Genomic DNA, 18,300 nt, shown 5'->3' with positions numbered 1-18,300 from the left:
AAGGTCGATGAACTGGTAAAATTACGATCGTTTAACAAACGGGCGAAATGCTATGATGGATGCTCCACGATCTGTAGAGGCCTATTCATGCGCTATCCGGCAAATCACAAAGAGGAAACCCGCAAGAAACTGCTCGCGAATGCCCGCGCCATCGCGAAGAAGGGCGGCTTCGGAACCACTGGCGTCGATGAATTGATGGCGAGCATCGGCCTGACCGGCGGTGCCTTCTACGGGCATTTCCCGTCCAAGGAGGCGCTGTTCGCCGAGCTCCTCGAACACGAGATCTCCAACAGCACCGACATGCTGGCCGGAGACCGAGACTCTCCACCCGATCATGTCGCCAAGCGGTTGCGCAGCTACCTGAGTTCGTACCACGCGCTGCACCCTGAAACCGGGTGCGTTCTGCCGGCCCTCGGGCCGGAGATCGCAAGGGCGGGGCCCGAGGTGCGTGCTGCGGTCGAAGACGGATTGAAGCGCCTGCAGAAGAGTTGGAGCTCGCGCATCGGCGACCCGGATGCGGCATGGGCGCTGATTGCCCAGTGCGTCGGCGCACTGGTGCTGTCGCGTGCGGTCGAATCGGAGCGCACCCGCAAGGAAATCCTGGCCTCCAGCCGCCGCTTCATTGACCAGACGCACACATTGGACGAGATCCCCGCAAAGCCGTCCAAAGCATCCTGACAGCCGACACCGATGTTGTCTCGGCGCGCCACTCCTGCAATTGCGCTGATGCAAACGCTTTCTGCACCGCAGGTAAGCGTGGTGGCTGCCGCGGGCCTTCAGCGGTCAGCCTGCACCGACACCAAGGCGCATCAGCTCGCCCGCCTGATCAGGCAGCACTATGACGCGGAACTCGGCAAGGTCGGTCTCAGAATCACGCAGTACCGGCTGTTGACGGAAGTCCTGGCACACGGGCCGGTGCGCCCCTGCGATCTGGCCGAGACGATGTCGCTCTCTCCATCAACGCTGACACGCACTCTCAAGCCCCTCATCTCGACAGGTTGGGTGGATCTTGGACCGGGTACTGACGGGCGCACTCGGAGCGTGCGTATCACCGCTGCGGGCCGCGACAAGTGTGCCGAGGGCATGCCTCACTGGAGCATGGCCCAAGCCAAAGTGCACCAGTTGATTGGGAGCCGAAATGCCAGCGCATTGCATGCGCTCATCGGGGAGTGCTTGATGCGCATTTCAGCAATGGAATGAACGACATCAAACCATGTCCCGGGTTTGCCCCGCACATCGTGCTGCGCGAGGCCGGCCTGAGCGCGGAGATGGTCGACTTCGAGACCAAAACGCTTCCCACCACCGGCCAGAGCTATCTGCCGATCAATCCGATGGGCAAGGTGCCCGCGCTCGAACTCGACGACGGTGCGGTGCTGGTAGCGGACACCCGGGCCTCGACTTTTCCCCCTGGCCGGCAATCGTCCGCTACATGGAATCGACCGCGAAACGCCCCGCCGTTCGCGCCGCGATACTGGCCGAAGGCCTGATCGAAGGCTGATCCACCAAGGCCTGAAGCGACCGCGTTACATCCGGGCTCTCGCAGTCGAATAAACTCCGCCCCGCTTGCAGCTTGTATTCGTGCTGCGCCGCCATAGGCAACATGGCGAAATCAAACCTATCAGGAAACTCAGTTGAACCGCATCGAACTCGTCGAAAAAATCGTCACCGCCCACAACGTCAGCAAGGCAGAAGCCGCGCGCATCCTCGAGACCGTCACGGGCTCGATCGTCGCCGCAGTGAAGAAGGGTGACCCCGTCCAGATCGTCGGCTTCGGCACTTTCAAGCAAGTGGCGCGCGCCGCACGCTCGGGCTTCAACCCCAGCGCCGGCACCAAGATCAAGATCGCCGCACAGAAGGTGCCGAAGTTCGTGCCGGGCGCCGCCTTCAAGGCCGCCGTGGACCCGAAGGCTGCAAAGCGCAAGGCCGACAAGGCCGTGGCCGCGAAGCCCGCAGCGAAGAAGGCCGCCGCACCCGCCAAGAAGGCCGTCGCTGCGAAGAAGAAGTAAGAACCGGCTGTGATGCACCGCAGCCTCGCGCTGCGGATGCAGAACAATGAAGAACGGCCCCTCGGGGCCGTTTTTCATTGGCGGTGCGCATGCGCATCGCTTCAGTCGGTCTGGATCACGCCCTCGCTCAGGTAGCGCTGGTATTCGGCAAGCGGAATGGCCGTGGTCTGAATGTTGCCGGCATCGCCCCAACTGATGACCGCGCTGTCGGGTGCCAGCTCGACCTCGATCGGTCCTTGGGGAATGAGGATCAGGGGGCCGTCGCCGGCCCGGTATTCGACATTTCCTGTGACTTTCGCGTTCGCTGCCATGGGTTCGTTCCTCGGGATGTTTGGGGAATGCGGGAGGCGGACCTCGAGCGTATCGGATCCGGCTCGGCTCGGGGTCATCGCGGCGCCGCGATGCGTGTAGGCGGGGCGGCCGTCACACCGGCGTCACGCGTGGCGTGGCACGCTCGCGCCTCGAAATGACGAATCCCCTCGGCAGAATTCTTGCGGCGTCGATCGCCTGTCTCGCGATCCTGGCGGCCGCCGTCGCGTGGCACCCGACTGCCGGCAGCAACGCTCAGGTCCGCATGGCTGGTGCAGCTCCCCCGTCGCTGGAAATCCGCTGGCATGGCGGCGGCATCGTGCTGCAAGGCGCGGTGCAGGACGCCGCCACGCAGCAAACGCTTGCCGAGGGCGCGGCCGCGCGCCTGGGCGGCGAGAGCGACCAGGTGACCGACTGGCTCGACATCACGCCCACGGCGCTGCCCGTGGCCGACGCAGCGTCGCTCGCGCGGCTCATCAGCCTCGGGCAGGAGGGCTGGCACCTGCAGCGCGGGCCGACCGGAGGCTGGCTCGCGGTGCAGTCGCTGACCGACGAGCGCAGCGTGCAGGCGAGGGCGCTGCTGCAGGCCGCCTTCGGCCCCGGGGTCGCGGTGCGCCTCGTGCCGTTGCCCTGAGCGGCCGATCCCCTTGCGCAGCCGAGGGGCCTTCACGGTCTCGTCATGTGCCGTCTCCAGCATCGGCTGCATTCCAAAACAGAGGAGAGGTCCATGCATCCATCGTTGAAGCACCTTGCCGTCGCGGGCGTGGTGGCCGCCACCCTGGCCGCCTGCGGAGGCAGCGGCAGTTCGAACAATTTCGTTCCTTTCGTGCCGCCATCCGCGGCCAGCAATCCGCCTGCGCCGGCACCGGCGCCCGCACCTGCCGTGCCCGGCACCGTGGACGTGAAGCTCATTGCCTTTAACGACCTGCACGGCAACCTCGAACCGCCGAAGCTGTCGATCAACGCGCCCGCCAAGGGCGGCGGCACGGTGCCGGTGCCGGCCGGCGGCGCGGCCTACCTGGCCTCGGCCATCGCTTCGCTCAAGGAGAAGAATCCGAACAACGCGGTGGTGTCGGCCGGCGACATGATCGGCGCCTCGCCGCTGGTGTCGGCGCTGTTCCTCGACGAGTCGACCATCGAGGCCGTGAACGCGATGAAGATCGATTTCAACGCGGTCGGCAACCACGAGTTCGACAAGGGCCAGACCGAACTGCTGCGCATGAAGAACGGTGGCTGCGCGAAGAACACCGCGCTCGAACCCTGCCGCGTGAACAAGAATTTCCCGGGCGCCAACTTCGGCTTCCTCGCGGCCAACACCGTGAAGGGCGACGGCAACACGTTGTTCCCCGCCACCGGCATGAAGACCTTCACGAAGGACGGTGCCACGGTGAAGGTGGCATTCATCGGCATGACGCTGAAGGGCACGCCGAACATCGTCACGCCCGCCGGCGTCGCTGGCCTGAGCTTCAAGGACGAGGCTGACACCGCCAACGCGCTGATCCCGCAGCTGAAGGCGCAGGGCGCGGATGCCGTCGTCGTCGTGGTCCACGAGGGCGGCACCACCACCGTGGGCTACAACGACAAGAGCTGCGCCGGCCTGAGCGGCGACATCCTGCCGATCCTGAACAAGCTCGACACCGCGGTGGACGTCGTGATCTCGGGCCACACGCACCGCTCGTACGTGTGCGACTACGGCAAGACCAACCCGGCCAAGCCCTTCCTGCTGGCCAGCGCCGGCCAGTACGGCACGCTGCTGACGGACATCAACATCACCATCGACACCCGCACCCGCAAGGTCACGGCCAAGGCGGCTGACAACGTGATCGTGCAGGGCGAGTCCTACACCAGCGGCGCCACTACCGTCGCGCTGACCGACCAGTACCCCGCCTTCGGCAAGAACCAGGAAGTGGCCGCGCTCATCGGCCAGTACCTCGCCATCGCGGGGCCGCTGGTGCAGCGCGTGGTGGGATCGCTCACCGCGACGGCCACGCGCACGCAGACCGCGTCGAGGGAAAGCGTGCTGGGCAACCTGATCGCCGACGCGCAGCTCGCAGCCACGAGCCCGGCCGGCAAGGGCGCCGCGCAGATCGCCTTCATGAACCCGGGCGGCGTGCGCGCCGACCTCGCACCAGCCGGCGACGGCAGCGTGACCTACGGCCAGATCTTCGCGGTGCAGCCATTCGGCAACAGCCTGGTGGTGAAGACCATGACCGGCGCGCAGATCAAGGCGGTGCTGGAGCAGCAGTTCAATAGCGGTTCCAACACGGTGGCCTCGCCCAAGGTGCTGCTGCCGTCGGCCAGCCTGAGCTACAGCTACAGCCTCTCGGCGCCTGCCGGTTCGCGCATCGGCAACATGGCGCTCAACGGCACCGCGATGGCCGACGCCACCACCTACCGCGTGACGATGAACAGCTTCCTGGCCACCGGCGGCGACAACTTCACCGTCTTCAACCAGGGCACCGACGCGCTCGGCGGCGACCAGGACGTGGACGCCCTGGAGGCCTACATCAAGGCGAACAGTCCGCTGGCGCCGCCGGCAACCGGCCGCATCACTGTTCTGCCCTGAGCGGACGCTGACGAGAAGGGGGGCACCGTTCGCCGACACCGTGACTTCGCGTAGGCCGATGTCGCAAGCCGGATTTGCCCCTCTTTGGCGGATTTAGCATGGAACTTGTCTGCCGCCGACGGCAGAGCTTTGTTTGCCGATCCATGTTTTTTTGCAAAGGAATCCGCCATGAAAACCATGAATCTCCGCACGCTGGCGCTTTCGTCCGCCGTGGCGGCGTGCAGCCTGGCTTTTGTCGGGTGCACCACCACGCGGCCGCAGGATCAGGCCAGCAGCGCGTCTTCGCGCACTTCCATCGACGCCCAGGTCGATGCCTCGCTGTCCAAGCTGTATGACTCCGTGAAGGGCTCGCGCGATCTGGTCGCCAGGTCGAGCGGGGTGCTGGTGTTTCCCGCCGTGGTGGGTGCCAGCATGGGCGTGGGCGCCGAGTATGGCCGAGGCGCGTTGCGCGTGAACGGTCGCACGCAGTCCTACTACAGCACCACCGCCGGATCGGTGGGCTTCCAGGCAGGTGCGCAGTCGAAGGCGGTGATCTACGTGTTCACCACGCAGGCGGCGCTGGACAAGTTCCGCAGCAGCAAGGGCTGGACGGCAGGTGCCGACGCTACGGTGGCGCTCGCGACCATCGGGGCCAACGGCAGCATCGACACGAACACGCTGCGCCAGCCCGTGGTGGGCTTCGTGATGACGAACGTCGGTCTAGAAGCCGGCGTCTCGCTGTCGGGCGCGAAGATCAGCGAGATCCAGCTGTAGGAAAACGCGTCGGCCGGCCTCTGCAGGCCGATGCGCTCAATGGCCGAGCTGCGCCCGCAGTTCGGCCACCTGCCGGCGCAGGGTTTCGTTCTCGGCCGTGAGTTCGGCCACGCGCTGCTGCAGCGCCTGTACCGTGTCAGGCGCGTCGTGCGTATCCGCTTCGGCGGACTCTTCTCGCGGCTTCTTCTTCGACTCGCGCACGCGCTTGGCGGCCTGCTTGAGCTCGTCCTTGCCGGCGTTCGCGGCCGAGATCTGCTCCTCGGCCGGCAGCGTGGCGACCGCGGCCGCGGTGTTGATCGAGATCACGCCCGACTTCACGGCCGCCACCAGTTCCGGCGCGGCCTGCTTCTGGATCTTCTCGATCATGCCCACCTGGCTGCTGCTCAGCCGCGCGGCGCGGGCGATGGCTTCGCGGCTGTTCAGCGGGGCGGGTGGGGGCATGGGAGCGCCGTCGGCGGACGGATCGACGTCGAACGGCGGGTCGGACGGATCGTGCGTGGCGTCCGGCGGCGAAGCCGGCTGCGCCACCGCGCGGGTGCGCTGCTGATCGACGATGTCCTTCTTGCGCAGCGCGAGCACGCCGCGCAGGAAGTCGGAGATGCTGCGCCTGCCCAGGTGCTGGTCGATCATCCAGAGGTGCACGTCGTCGATGCTCTTGAAGCGCGTGTTCTGCACCGTCTGGAAGGGCAGCCCGTGCTTCTGGCAGATGCCGTAGCGGTTGTGGCCATCCACCAGCACATCGCCCCACAGCACCAGCGCGTCGCGGCAGCCCTCGGCGAGGATGCTGCGTTCGAGGGCTTCGTGTTCCTCCGGCGTCAGGGGGTCGATATAGGCTTTGAGGTCTTCGTTGACGACGATGTTCATGGGCAGGGGGACGCGGCGGGAAAAGCGAGCAAAGGGGCGGGATTTTAGATGTCTCTGTTTGGTGCGCCCAAACGTCTATGGAAGTGAGGGCACATCGCAAATCTTGGGTGTCGCTCCTTCCATAAATAGTAATGATTCTTATTTAAATATGCAGCCCATGTCTTCGCCCGAGTCATCGTTGGGAGATGTCTTCGTCGCCAACCGGGCCCAGCTCTGGCACGTTGCCCGCAGGATCGTGCGCACCACCGACCTCGCGGACGACGTGGTGCAGGATGCCTACCTCCGCATCGCCGACGGCGCCTGCCGCAAGATCGACAAGCCCATGGGCTACTGCTGCCAGGTGGTACGCAACCTGGCGCTCGACCATTGCCGCCGCCAGTCGCTCGAAGCCACCTACCGCACCTTCGACATCGATGTCGAGACATTGGACGTGCCCGGGCCGTCTTCGCCGGACTGCCTGATGCGTGACCGCCAGGTCGTCGGCCTGATCGAGCAGGCGCTGTCGCGGCTTCCCGCGAGAACGCGCGCGGCGTTCCAGCTCTACCGCCTCGAAGGCCTCACGCAGCGCGGCATCGCGGTGCAGCTGGGCTGCGCGCTCGGGCTCGTGAACCGGCTCATCGCCGAGGCCGACGAAGCCGTCGGCGCCATGCGCCACCTGATCAACGATTGACGCGTGCGACACCCCGGGGGAGTGAACAGATTCGCTCCCGAACCGTCATGTTGATCAGAAGCGCAGCAATCGACCGCCCGCCGGTCGGGTTGCCCGCCCGCTTTCCTGCCGCTTCCCCGATAACCGCACAAGGACGCACCATGTCTACCAGCTGCTTCGACCGCGAAGACGAAACCTTCATCGTCCTGGTCAACCACGAAGACCAATACTCCATCTGGCCGCATTGGAAGGCCGTGCCCAGCGGCTGGATGGCCGTCGACGGCGTCAAGGGCGACAAGAAGACGGCGCTCGACTACGTCGAGAAGAACTGGACCGACATGCGTCCGAAGTCGCTGCGCGACTGGATGGCGGCGCAAGAGGATGCGCCTTCCGCGCTCTGATGGCTGTGCCGGCGAGGGTGTCGCTGCTGTGCCTGCCGTGCGCGGGCGCCAGCGCAATGATGTACCTGCGCTGGCGGCCCCTGCTGCCGCGCTGGATCGAGATCGTGCCCGTCGAGCTGCCGGGCCGAGGCATGCGCATGGGCGAGTGCTTCGTCGAAAGCTTCGACGCCCAGGTCGCGCGCATCTGCGCCGAACGGGCCGATGCGATGCAGGGCAGCTTCATGCTCTTCGGCCACAGCATGGGTGCGTTGCTGGCCTACGGCGTTGCGCAGCGGCTTCGCGCGCTGGGCCGGCCGTTGCCGCGGGCCTTGCTCGCATCGGGCAGTTCGGCGCCGTCGCAGCGCGATCCCGGCCGCTTGCCCGGCGCGCACGACGACGCCGCGCTGACCGCCGAGCTGCGCAAGCAGGGCGGCACTCCCGAAGAGGTGTTCGCCAGCGCCGAGCTGATGCGCATCACCCTCGACACGCTGGGCGCGGACTACCGCGTCTGCCGGAGCTTCGCGTACGCGGCGGATGCGCCGCTGCCGATGCCCCTGCATGTCTTTGCGGGCCGCCGGGACGACATCGACGCCCCGCGCATGGAGGCGTGGTCGGCGCATGCCGGCGACGCGTTCACGCTCGACTGGTTCGACGGCGGCCATTTCTTCATCCGCCAGCGCGAGGCCGCCTTCCTCGATGCATTGACGCGGCGCGTGGGCCAGGCCATGGCCGGAGGACGGCATGCACCCCATGCAGTTGCATGACGCCTTGCCCGAACGCAGCCGGCCCGACGCCGGCTGCGCCCTTTCCGACTATCTGGAGTGAGCGAGATGGCACGCACAACGACAACCGCGGTGGCACCGAACCAGGGGCACCCCGAATCCGCGAACTTCGTGGAACACCTGCGGGCATTGGCGCGGGCGCGGCCCGACGACGTCTGGCTCACGGTGGCCGGAGAAGCGAACGGCGCCTGCTTCGAGAAGCCCTTCAGCTACGCAGTCTTCGAGACGCGCGTGCGTGCGCTGGCGGCGCGCCTGCAACAGCAGTTTTCGAAGGGCGACCGCGCCCTCGTCATGCTGGACAACGACGACCACTACGCCGTGAGCATGCTGGCGTGCTTCTATGCCGGTGTGATCGCCGTGCCCGTGTTTCCGCCTGAATCCATGCGGCCCCAGCATCTCGCGCGCCTCGCGGGCATTGCGGACGATTCGCAGGCCCGCTGCATCCTCACCTCGTCGGCGATGCAGGCTGCAATGGGGCGTGCCGCAGAGTCGTTCGCGCAGGCGTCGATGATCGCCGTGGACGCGGTGGACAACGATCTCGCCGACGCATGGACCCCGTTCTCGCCGGCGCAGGACGACCCCGCATTCCTGCAATACACCTCGGGCTCGACCTCCGCGCCCAAGGGCGTGATCGTGACGCACGGCAACCTCATGGCCAACGAGCGCGCCATCCGCGAGGGCATGGGCATCGGGCCGGACGACAAGTTCGTGTCGTGGGCGCCGCTGTATCACGACATGGGCCTGATCGGCGGCCTCATGCAGCCGCTCTACAGCGGCATTCCGCTCGTGCTGACCTCGCCGCGCTATTTCCTCGAAAGCCCGGTGCGCTGGCTCGAACTCATCTCGCGCCACCGCGCCACGCTGAGCGGCGGCCCCGACTTCGCCTACCGCCTGTGCCTCGACCGCGTGAAGGGATCGCGGCTCGCGGGCCTCGACCTGTCGAGCTGGCGCGTGGCCTACACCGGCGCCGAGCCCGTGCGCGCCGACACCGAAGCCGAATTCATCGAGCGGTTCGCGCCCGTGGGCTTCAACCCCCGCGCGGCGTACCCCTGCTACGGCCTGGCCGAGGCGACCCTGTTCGTCACAGGTGGACAACGCGGCGGTGGATTGGTCGCGCGCAGCTTCTCAAGCAGCGCGCTCGCAAGAGGCGAGGGCGTCGAGAGCGCGGAAGGCACCCTGCTGGTCGGCTGCGGCGCCGCGCCTGAAGGCCACCAGGTGCGCATCACCGACACCGCCTCGCTGGCCGCGCTCGGCACGGGCCGCGTCGGCGAGATCTGGGCCAGCGGAGCGAGCATCTGCGCCGGCTACTGGGGCAAGCCCGCCGAAACCGGCGAGACCTTCGCCGAGCATGAAGGCCGGCGCTGGCTGCGCACCGGCGACCTCGGCTTCCAGCACGACGGGCAGCTCTACGTCACGGGCCGCATCAAGGACTTGATCATCGTCCGCGGCCACAACATCTACCCGCAGGACATCGAGCGCACCATCGAAGCCGAGGTCGAGGCCGTGCGCAAGGGCCGCGTCGCCGCGTTCGCGGTCGCGGGGCCGCAAGGCGAGGGCATCGGCGTGGCGGCCGAGGTGTCGCGCAGCATGCAGAAGCTGGTGGCGCCAGATGTGCTCGTCGAGGCGCTTGGCGCCGCCGTGAGCGAGGTGTTCGGCGAAGCGCCGGCCGCCGTGGTGCTGCTGAACCCCGGCGCGCTGCCCAAGACCTCCAGCGGCAAGCTCCAGCGCCAGGCGTGCCGCGCGGGGCTCGCGGCGCGCAGCCTCGATGCCTACGCGATCCACGAGCATGGGGCCTTCACGCTCGGCGGCAGCGGTGCGCCGGTGCCGGCCGAGGCACCGGTGCTCGACGATGTCGCGCAGGCGGTGGCGGCCATCTGGCGCGAAGTGCTCAGGTGGCCCGAAGGGCGCACGCTGGCGCACGACGCTCACTTCTTCACTTCGGGCGGCAATTCGCTCGCGGCGGTGCAGGCGGCCGCGCGCATCGCGCGGCGCTGGAACATCGAGTTCGGCATCCGTGACCTGTTCGAACAGCCCCGGCTGAACGCCTGTGCGGATGCAGTGCACAGCCGCAATGCGAACCCGGTCTCTGCTGCGCCCGGCGCGGCCATCGAACCGCTGTCCGCCGAGCGCCGGCTTCAGCCATTGCCGCTGTCGCATGCGCAGGAACGCCAGTGGTTCCTGTGGAGGCTCTCGCCGCAAAGCACCGCGTACCACATGAGCGGTGCGCTTCGCCTGTCGGGCGCGCTGGACGCCGCCGCGATGCATGCTGCATTCGAAGACATCGCTGCGCGCCATGAGTCGCTGCGCACGGTGTTCCTCGCCGGCGCGGACGGCTCAGCCGAACAGCTGATCAGTCCGTCGTGGGAGCCGTTGTTGAGCCTTGTCGACCTGCGCCACCTCTCGCCCGGCGAACGCGAAGCGCGCGCCGCCGGGGAAGCGAGGCGCCTTCACGCCACGCCCTTCGACCTGACGCAGGGGCCGCTGCTGCGCGTGGCGCTGGTGCGCCTGTCGGACACGTCGCATCTGCTCGTGGTGGTGATGCATCACATCATTTCGGACAGCGCGTCGATGCAGGTGCTGCTCGACGAACTCGCGGCCGGCTACGCCGCGCGGCTGCAGGGCGATACGCAGCGCCGTGCCGGCGCGCGCGTCCAGTACGTGGACCATGCCGTGTGGCAGCGCGGCTGGCTGGCCGCTGGTGAAGCCGAACGGCAGTTGGCCTGGTGGCGCGAGCAGCTCGGCGACGAGCACCCTGTGCTGGCATTGCCGACCGACCGTCCTCGCACCGCGCAGGTCGGCTACAGCGCAGCGCGGCACAGAGTCGATGTGCCCGCCGCGCTGCTGGCCGGCCTGCGCCAATCCGCGGCGTCCGAAGGCGCGACGCTCTTCATGGTGCTGCTGGCCGGGTTCCAGGCGCTGCTGCATCGCTACACCGGGCTCGAGGACATCCGCGTCGGCGCGCCGGTGGCCAACCGCAGCAGGGTCGAGGCCGAAAGCGTCATCGGCTTCTTCGTCAACACGCTGGTGCTGCGCAACCAGATCGGCGCGCGCATGCGCCTGTCGCAGGTCGTCGCGCAGGCCCGGGAGGCGGTGCTGGGCGCGCAGACGCACCAGGACCTGCCTTTCGAGCAACTGGTCGAGGTGCTGCAGCCGCAGCGCAGCCTGGGCCAGAGCCCGCTGTTCCAGGTGATGTTCAATCACCTGGCCGAAGACTACCGGGCGCTGGCGCAATTGCCGGGGCTCGAAGTGGCGCACTACGCACTGCCCGATGGAGAGGCGCAATTCGAGCTGGTGCTCGAAGCGCGCGAGACGCCCGATGGCAAGTTGACGCTGGGCTTTGTCTACGCTGCGCAGTTGTTCGACCGTGAGACGGTCGAGCGGATGGCTGGGCACTATGTGGCGGTGCTGCATGCGCTGGCCTGGCGGCGGGAACTGGCGGTGGGCGACGTGCCGCTGGTGGGTGCGGCGGAGCGCGCACAGCTGGCGGCGTGGAGCGGGAACAAGCACCGCCACGAAGGCGCACGGCCCGTGCATCGGCAGATCGAAGCGCATGCGAGGCTGAAGCCCTCGGCCCCCGCGCTGGTCTTCGGCGACGAGGCGCTGAGTTACTCGGAACTCAATGCGCGTGCGAACCGGCTGGCCCATCGCCTGATCGCCTCGGGTGTACGGCAGGACACGTTGGTGGGCCTGTGCGCGGAGCGCTCCACCGAGATGATGGTGGGCATCCTCGCGGTGCTGAAGGCGGGGGGTGCCTACGTTCCACTCGATCCTGAGTACCCCGCAGAGCGCCTGGCCTACATGGTCGGGGACAGCGGCCTCTCGCTGCTGCTCACCCAGCGCCACCTGCGCAGCCTCATCCCTGGCACCGAAGCCCTCCAGGTGCTCGAACTCGACACGCTCGATACCTCTTCGGAGTCCGACGCCGATCCGCAGATCGCCCTTCACGGCGAACACCTCGCCTACGTCATCTACACCTCCGGCTCCACCGGCCGCCCCAAGGGCGCCGCCATCCGCCACGCGGCGCTCTTCAGCTGCATGGCCTGGATGCAGGCGTTCTACACGCTCGAAGGTGCAGACACCGTGCTGCACAAGGCCCCGTTCGGCTTCGACGTGTCCGTCTGGGAGATGTTCTGGCCGCTGACCGCGGGCGCCCGGCTGGTCATCGCCAACCCCGGCGACCACCGCGACCCGGTGCGCCTGGTCGAACTGGTCCGGAAGCACCAGATCACGACGCTGAACTTCGTGCCCTCGATGCTGCAGGCCTTCCTGGCCTACGAGGGCATCGAGGCGACGACCAAGTTGAAGCACATCATCTGCGGTGGCGAAGCGATGCCCGCGGCCACGCAGAAGGAAGCGCTGCAGCGCCTGGGCGGCGCCACGCTGCAGAACCTGTACGGCCCGACCGAGACCACCATCCACGTCACCCAGTGGACGTGCCGCGACGATGGCAGCACGCAGGTGCCGATCGGACGGCCGATCAGCGACACGCAGGCGCATGTGCTGGATGCGAGCCTGAACGAAGTCCCGGCCGGTGTGGCCGGCGAGCTGTACCTGGGCGGCATCCACCTTGCACGGGGTTACCTGAGGCGAGCCGGCCTGACGGCCGAGCGCTTCATTGCCACCGACAACGGCAGCCGGCTGTACCGCACCGGCGACCTGGTGCGCTGGAGCAACGAAGGGCAGCTGGAGTACCTGGGGCGCATCGACCACCAGGTGAAGGTGCGGGGCTTCCGCATCGAGCTGGGGGAGATCGAGGCGCAGCTGCAGGCGCAGCCCGAGGTGAGGGAGGCGGTGATCGTCGCGAACGAAGGCCCCTCGGGTGCCAGGCTGGTCGCTTACGTATCGGGCCAAGGCATCGACACGGCGGCGCTGCGCGAGCGCCTGGGTGAAGCGTTGCCCGACTACATGGTGCCCAGCGTGCTGATGGTGCTCGATGCACTGCCGCTGAACGCCAACGGCAAGGTGGACCGCAAGGCGCTGCCTGCGCCCGAGTTCACCAGCGACAGGGCGTACGAAGCGCCCGAAGGCGAAGTCGAACAGGCCCTCGCAGCCATCTGGGCCGAAGTCCTGCAGGTCGAGAAGGTCGGCATCCACGATAACTTTTTCGACCTCGGCGGGCACTCGCTGCTGCTGGTCCGTGTGCACCGCCTGCTCGAAGACAGGCTGCGCACCACGGTCCCGCTGGTTCATCTTTTCAAGTACCCCACGGTCGATTCGCTGGCCCGGTGGATGGCACGTGGTGCTGCTGCACCCGCGTCCTCGCCCAGGGCCGGCGACGACCGCGCATTGCGCCAGCGCGCCGCCTTGCTTCAACGCCGCCAATCCGCGGAAAGAGTCAACTGATGCACACCCTCGACGAACAGCCGGACCAACCCGAACAACCCGGTGCGACCGGCATCGAGATCGCCATCGTCGGCATGGCGGGCCGCTTCCCCGGTGCCGACGATGTCGATGCGCTCTGGCGCAACATCCGCGACGGCGTGGAGTCCGTGGACAGCTTCACCGACGAGCAGCTGCGCGCGCAAGGCGTCCCGCAGGAACTGCTCGACGACCCGGCCTATGTGAAGTCAGGCACCCGGTTCAAGGGTTTCGACCAGTTCGACGCAGGCTTCTTCGGCTGCTCGCCGCGCGAGGCCGAGTACCTCGACCCGCAGCAGCGCATCTTCCTGGAATGTGCATGGGCCGCGCTCGAGCACGCAGGCTGCGACGCGCAGCGCTGGCCGGGCAAGGTCGGCGTGTATGCGGGCGAAGGCCCCAACCTGTACCTGATGCGGCACCTGTTGCCCGCATTCGGCCTGGGCGACGGCCGCGGCATCGCCGACCTGCTGGGCCTCATGAGCGGCAACTCCGGCGGCTCGCTGTGCACCCGCGTGGCCTACAAGCTCGACCTGCACGGCCCCGCCGTGACGGTGCAGACCGCGTGCTCGACATCGCTGGTCGCGGTGCACACCGCCTGTCAGGCGCTGCTGGGCTATGACTGCGACGTGGCGCTGGCCGGCGGCGTGTGGCTCAATCTGCTGCAGGACGGCGGCTACCTCTACCAGGAGGGCGCCATCCTCTCGCCCGACGGCCACTGCCGCGCCTTCGACGAGAAGGCCGCCGGCACGGTGATCGGCAGCGGCGCGGGCATCGTGGTGCTCAAGCGCCTGGACGACGCGCTGCGCGACGGCGACACCATCCACGCCGTCATCAAGGGCAGCGCCGCCAACAACGACGGCGCCGACAAGGTCGGCTTCACCGCTCCCAGCGTGAACGGCCAGGCCGAGGTCATCCGCGCGGCGCAGCTGATCGCGGGTGTGAGCGCCGCATCGGTAGGCTATGTCGAGGCGCATGGCACGGGCACGGTGCTCGGCGACCCGATCGAGATGGCCGCGCTGACGCAGGCCTTCCAGGCCGCCTCCGGCCGCACGAACTACTGCGCCGTCGGCTCCGTGAAAACCAACATCGGCCACCTCGATGCGGCCGCCGGCGTCACCGGCCTCATCAAGGCGGTGATGGCGTTGAAGCACCGCACACTGCCGGCCAGCCTGCACTTCGAGCGTCCGAATCCGCAGATCGATTTCGCGGCCAGTCCGTTCTACGTCAACGCCGCGACGAAGCCCTGGCCCCCCGGCCCTGCGCCACGCCGTGCCGGCGTGAGCTCGTTCGGCATCGGCGGCACCAACGTGCACGTGGTGCTCGAAGAGGCGCCGGCCGCGAAGCCTGCCGAAAGCTCTTCCGGCTGGCAGGTGCTGCCGCTGTCGGCGCAGAATGCCGCCGCGCTGCAGGAGGCCGGCCAGCGACTGGGCGCTCATCTCGAGGCATCCGCCGATCAATCGCTCGCGGATATCGCGCACACGCTGCAAAGCGGCCGCCGCGCGATGCCGCTGCGCGCCGCCATCGTCGCCAACGGCCATGCGATGGGCGCGCAGGCGCTGCTCTCGCCCGAGGGCGGTTTCGAGCAGGTGATGCGCGCGCCGGCCAATGCGCCCGAGCTCGCCTTCCTGTTCCCCGGCGGAGGCACGCAGCACGCGAACATGGGTGCCGCGCTGTACCGCGACGACCCGGTGTTCCGTGGCGAGGTCGACCGCTGCTGCGCCTTGCTGAACGACGCCATGGGGGTGGACCTGCGCCAGCTGCTGTACCCCGCAGCCGGTGCGGAGGCCGCGGCCGACGAGAAGCTCTCGTGCATCGAGTACACGCAGCCGGCGCTGTTCATCGTCGAGTACGCGATGGCCCGCGCATGGATGGCGCGGGGCGTGCGGCCCGCCGTGATGCTGGGCCACAGCCTCGGCGAGTACGTAGCCGCCTGCCTGGCCGGCGTGTTCAGCCTCGAAGACGCGCTGCGCATCGTCGCCGCGCGCGGTCGCCTCATGCAGTCGATGCCCGCCGGGGCGATGACGGCCATCGCGCTGAGCGAAGCCGGGCTGAAGCCGTTCATCGGCGCCGGCTGCGACATCGCCGCGGTCAACGGCGAGCAGCTCTGCGTTCTTTCGGGGCCGCTGCAGGCCATCGAGGCGGTCGAGAAGCAACTGCTCGCAAGCGGCCTCCTGCCGCGCCGCCTGCATGTCGCCATCGCGTCGCATTCGGCCATGACCGAGTCGATCGTGGCCGAGCTGCAGAAGGTGATTGCCTCGGTGCCGCGCCATGCGCCGCGCATTCCGTTCATCTCCAACGTCACGGGCGAACCGATCACCGCCGCGCAGGCCACCGACCCGGCCTACTGGGGCCGCCATCTGCGCGGCACGGTGCGCTTCGCCCACGGGCTGGCCGCACTGCTGCGCGTGAAGGGGCGCGTCGTGCTCGAGGTGGGGCCTGGCGAAACGCTGGCCGGCCTGGCGCGACAGCATCCGCAAGCCGATTCGGCCGTGGGCATCTGGTCGAGTCAGGCGCATCCGCAGCAACAGGCCCGCAACGAGCGGCAGCTGGCCAGCGTGACCGGTGCGCTCTGGTGCGCCGGCGTCGAGATCGACTGGGCCGCCTGCCGCGCGGGCCAGCCGCGCCGCCAGGTGCCGCTGCCGAGCTACCCGTTCCAGCGCCAGTCGTACTGGGTGGAGGCAGGCACCTTCGAGGGCAGCGCCAACTCCAGGCTTTCGAATCCGGCGGCCGACGCGTTCCACGTGCCGACCTGGAAGCGCACCGAACCGCTGCACGCCGTGCGCAGCCCCGCACCGGCCGGCACCTGCACGCTGGTCTTCGGCGAGGCGGGCGGCCTTGCCGGCCAGCTGGTCCGCCATCTGCGCGAAAGCGCCGATGCGCATCCCGTCGTGTGCGTGGAGCAGGGCCCGGGCTTCGTCGAGATCGGCCCGCGCCACTACGCCGTGCGCCCTGGCGAGCGCGCCGACCACGAGCAGCTGCTGCGCAAGGTGCAGGGCGGGATCGGCCCGGTGTCGAACATCCATCACCTGTGGGGCGTGGATGGCGAGTTCGCTGCGCCTTCCTCGTCGAGCGAGTTGCTGGAGCGCGGCTTCTTCAGCCTGCTGGCCCTGGCGCAGGCGCTGGACAGCACGGCGGGCGGGCGCGAGCGCAAGCTGTTGCTGCAGGTCGTCACCAACCGGATGGAAGACGTGTCGGGCCTGGAGCCGCTGTGTCCCGAGAAGGCCACGCTGTTCAGCCTCGCCAAGGTGATCGGGCAGGAGTATCCGCACATCGGCTGCCGCGTCGTCGACGTGGTGCTGCCCGTGTCCGGCAGCCAGGCCGAGGCATGGCTGGTGGCGCAGCTCGCGGCGGACGCGCCTGCCGCGCGCGACGAGCCGCTCGTGGCCTATCGCGGGCCGCACCGCTGGGTCAAGGGCTACGAGCCGCTGGCGCTGCCGGCGCAGGGGGCCGGGCCGCAACAGCGCCTGCGCACGCACGGCGTCTACCTGATCACCGGTGGCTTGGGCGGCGTGGGCCTGTCGGTGGCGCGGCACCTCGCCAGGTCGTGGCAGGCCAGGCTGGTGCTGCTCGGCCGCTCGCCGCTGCCCGAGCGCGCCGCCTGGAAGTCGCTCGCGGCCTCGCCCGAGCAGCCAGCGGCCCTTCGCCAGAAGCTGCTGCAGCTGCTCGAACTCGAAGCCCTGGGCGGCGAAGTGCTCGTGCTGTCGGCGGACGTGGCCGATGCCGCGCAGATGCAGGCCGCGGCCGCGCAGGCCCGGCAGCGCTTCGGCGCCATCCACGGCGTGATCCACGCGGCGGGCCATGCCAGCAGCGGCATGATCAGCCAGCGCACGCGCGCCATGATCGAGGCCGTGTTCGCGCCCAAGCTGCGCGGCACGCAAATCCTGCTGGAGGCCGTGCGCGGCGAGCCGCTCGACTTCGTGCTCTTCTGTTCATCGATCTCCAGCATGGCCGGCGGCCTGGGCATGAGCGACTACGCCGCCGCCAACGCCTACCTCGACGCACTGGCCGCACAGGCGCGGCGCAGCGCCGGCCACGCGGTCTTCTCGGTCAATTGGGACGCCTGGCGCGACCTGGGCATGGCCGCGGGCATGGTGCTGCCGGAGGGCGTGGGCATGGACGGCCCCGAAGGCGCGCTGGCGCTGGAGCGCATCGTCAACGGCCCGGCGCATGCGCAGGTCGTGATCTCGACGACCGACCTCGCGCAGCGGCTCGGCGAACTCGACAGCGGCATGCTGGCGCTGATCGAGAACAGCCCCCTGGCTCACGCTGCGCGCGCCACGCGCCGCAACCACCCCCGCCCCGCGCTCGACACGCCCTATGTCGCGCCCGGGGGCGATCTCGAAACCGGCCTGGCCGCCGTGTGGCAGGACATGCTGGGCATCACCGCCGTCGGCGTGAACGACAACCTGTTCGAGCTGGGCGGCGACTCGCTGCTGGCCATCCAGATCCTGGCGCGCGTGCGCAAGGCCTACGACATCGAACTGCATCCGGCCGCCTTCTTCAAGGCGCCCACCATCGCCGACCTGGCCCTGCTGGTCGAAACCCGTCTGATCGAAGAGATCGAGAACGCCGACTTGGCCGATGCCGTCGCCGCGGCCACGGATCGCCTGCCCGCCACCGCCTGAAGAACCCG

At 68.5% G+C, this 18,300-nt stretch carries 14 protein-coding genes; 12 read left to right on the top strand and 2 right to left on the bottom strand.

The window, feature by feature from the left end:
- Positions 1–87: 87 nt before the first annotated feature.
- The 4 genes from ACEN9N_RS15255 (at position 88) to ACEN9N_RS15240 (ending at position 2,006) form a co-directional block, all read left to right on the top strand.
- Positions 88–678 (top strand): TetR/AcrR family transcriptional regulator, encoded by a 591-nt coding sequence (locus ACEN9N_RS15255; RefSeq protein WP_413316054.1) that lies wholly within the window; start codon positions 88–90, stop codon positions 676–678.
- A 48-nt stretch (positions 679–726) separates the two neighbouring features.
- Entirely contained in the window at positions 727–1,200 is a 474-nt protein-coding gene (locus ACEN9N_RS15250; RefSeq protein WP_413316055.1) for a MarR family winged helix-turn-helix transcriptional regulator, read from the top strand.
- A complete protein-coding gene (locus ACEN9N_RS15245; RefSeq protein ID WP_495653909.1) occupies positions 1,197–1,487 on the top strand; it encodes a glutathione S-transferase N-terminal domain-containing protein in 291 nt (96 codons plus the stop codon). The genes ACEN9N_RS15250 and ACEN9N_RS15245 overlap by 4 nt, the downstream gene beginning before the upstream one ends.
- 144 nt (positions 1,488–1,631) lie before the next feature.
- Positions 1,632–2,006: an HU family DNA-binding protein gene (locus tag ACEN9N_RS15240; protein WP_478180137.1), complete on the top strand. Its 375-nt coding sequence runs from the start codon at positions 1,632–1,634 to the stop codon at positions 2,004–2,006.
- Positions 2,007–2,107: 101 nt separating this feature from the next.
- Here the strand turns inward: ACEN9N_RS15240 and ACEN9N_RS15235 are convergent, their stop codons facing one another.
- The gene (locus ACEN9N_RS15235) at positions 2,108–2,317 is read right to left on the bottom strand and encodes a hypothetical protein (RefSeq protein WP_056589843.1); all 210 of its coding nucleotides are present in this window, start codon (positions 2,315–2,317) and stop codon (positions 2,108–2,110) included.
- A gap of 155 nt (positions 2,318–2,472) precedes the next feature.
- Between ACEN9N_RS15235 and ACEN9N_RS15230 the strand changes: the two genes are divergently transcribed.
- The 3 genes from ACEN9N_RS15230 to ACEN9N_RS15220 all read left to right on the top strand — a co-directional run bounded on the left by ACEN9N_RS15230 (position 2,473) and on the right by ACEN9N_RS15220 (position 5,634).
- Complete coding sequence (locus ACEN9N_RS15230) at positions 2,473–2,949, top strand: hypothetical protein (RefSeq protein WP_495653908.1); 477 nt, start codon at positions 2,473–2,475, stop codon at positions 2,947–2,949.
- 93 nt (positions 2,950–3,042) lie between these two features.
- Positions 3,043–4,881 carry a bifunctional metallophosphatase/5'-nucleotidase gene (locus ACEN9N_RS15225; RefSeq protein ID WP_495653907.1) on the top strand — a complete coding sequence of 613 codons (1,839 nt, stop codon included), beginning with the start codon at positions 3,043–3,045 and terminating at the stop codon, positions 4,879–4,881.
- A 168-nt stretch (positions 4,882–5,049) separates the two neighbouring features.
- A complete protein-coding gene (locus tag ACEN9N_RS15220; protein ID WP_007833372.1) occupies positions 5,050–5,634 on the top strand; it encodes a BPSL1445 family SYLF domain-containing lipoprotein in 585 nt (194 codons plus the stop codon).
- Positions 5,635–5,670: 36 nt separating this feature from the next.
- Here ACEN9N_RS15220 and ACEN9N_RS15215 read toward each other — a convergent pair whose 3' ends face one another.
- The gene (locus ACEN9N_RS15215; protein ID WP_413316059.1) at positions 5,671–6,498 is read right to left on the bottom strand and encodes a plasmid replication/partition related protein; all 828 of its coding nucleotides are present in this window, start codon (positions 6,496–6,498) and stop codon (positions 5,671–5,673) included.
- 157 nt (positions 6,499–6,655) lie between these two features.
- Between ACEN9N_RS15215 and ACEN9N_RS15210 the strand changes: the two genes are divergently transcribed.
- The 5 genes from ACEN9N_RS15210 to ACEN9N_RS15190 all read left to right on the top strand — a co-directional run bounded on the left by ACEN9N_RS15210 (position 6,656) and on the right by ACEN9N_RS15190 (position 18,292).
- A complete protein-coding gene (locus ACEN9N_RS15210; RefSeq protein ID WP_413316060.1) occupies positions 6,656–7,168 on the top strand; it encodes a sigma-70 family RNA polymerase sigma factor in 513 nt (170 codons plus the stop codon).
- A gap of 140 nt (positions 7,169–7,308) precedes the next feature.
- Complete coding sequence (locus ACEN9N_RS15205; protein ID WP_413316061.1) at positions 7,309–7,548, top strand: MbtH family protein; 240 nt, start codon at positions 7,309–7,311, stop codon at positions 7,546–7,548.
- Positions 7,548–8,291: a thioesterase II family protein gene (locus ACEN9N_RS15200; RefSeq protein ID WP_495653906.1), complete on the top strand. Its 744-nt coding sequence runs from the start codon at positions 7,548–7,550 to the stop codon at positions 8,289–8,291. Before ACEN9N_RS15205 ends, ACEN9N_RS15200 begins: the two co-directional genes overlap by 1 nt.
- Positions 8,292–8,357: 66 nt before the next feature.
- The gene (locus tag ACEN9N_RS15195; protein WP_495653905.1) at positions 8,358–13,652 is read left to right on the top strand and encodes an amino acid adenylation domain-containing protein; all 5,295 of its coding nucleotides are present in this window, start codon (positions 8,358–8,360) and stop codon (positions 13,650–13,652) included.
- A complete protein-coding gene (locus ACEN9N_RS15190; protein WP_495653904.1) occupies positions 13,652–18,292 on the top strand; it encodes a type I polyketide synthase in 4,641 nt (1,546 codons plus the stop codon). The genes ACEN9N_RS15195 and ACEN9N_RS15190 overlap by 1 nt, the downstream gene beginning before the upstream one ends.
- Positions 18,293–18,300 lie beyond the last annotated feature (8 nt).

This window comes from Variovorax sp. Varisp46, from assembly GCF_059491885.1.
Note: the sequence above shows the minus strand (reverse complement) of the source record. Positions and strands in the feature narration are given on the sequence as shown.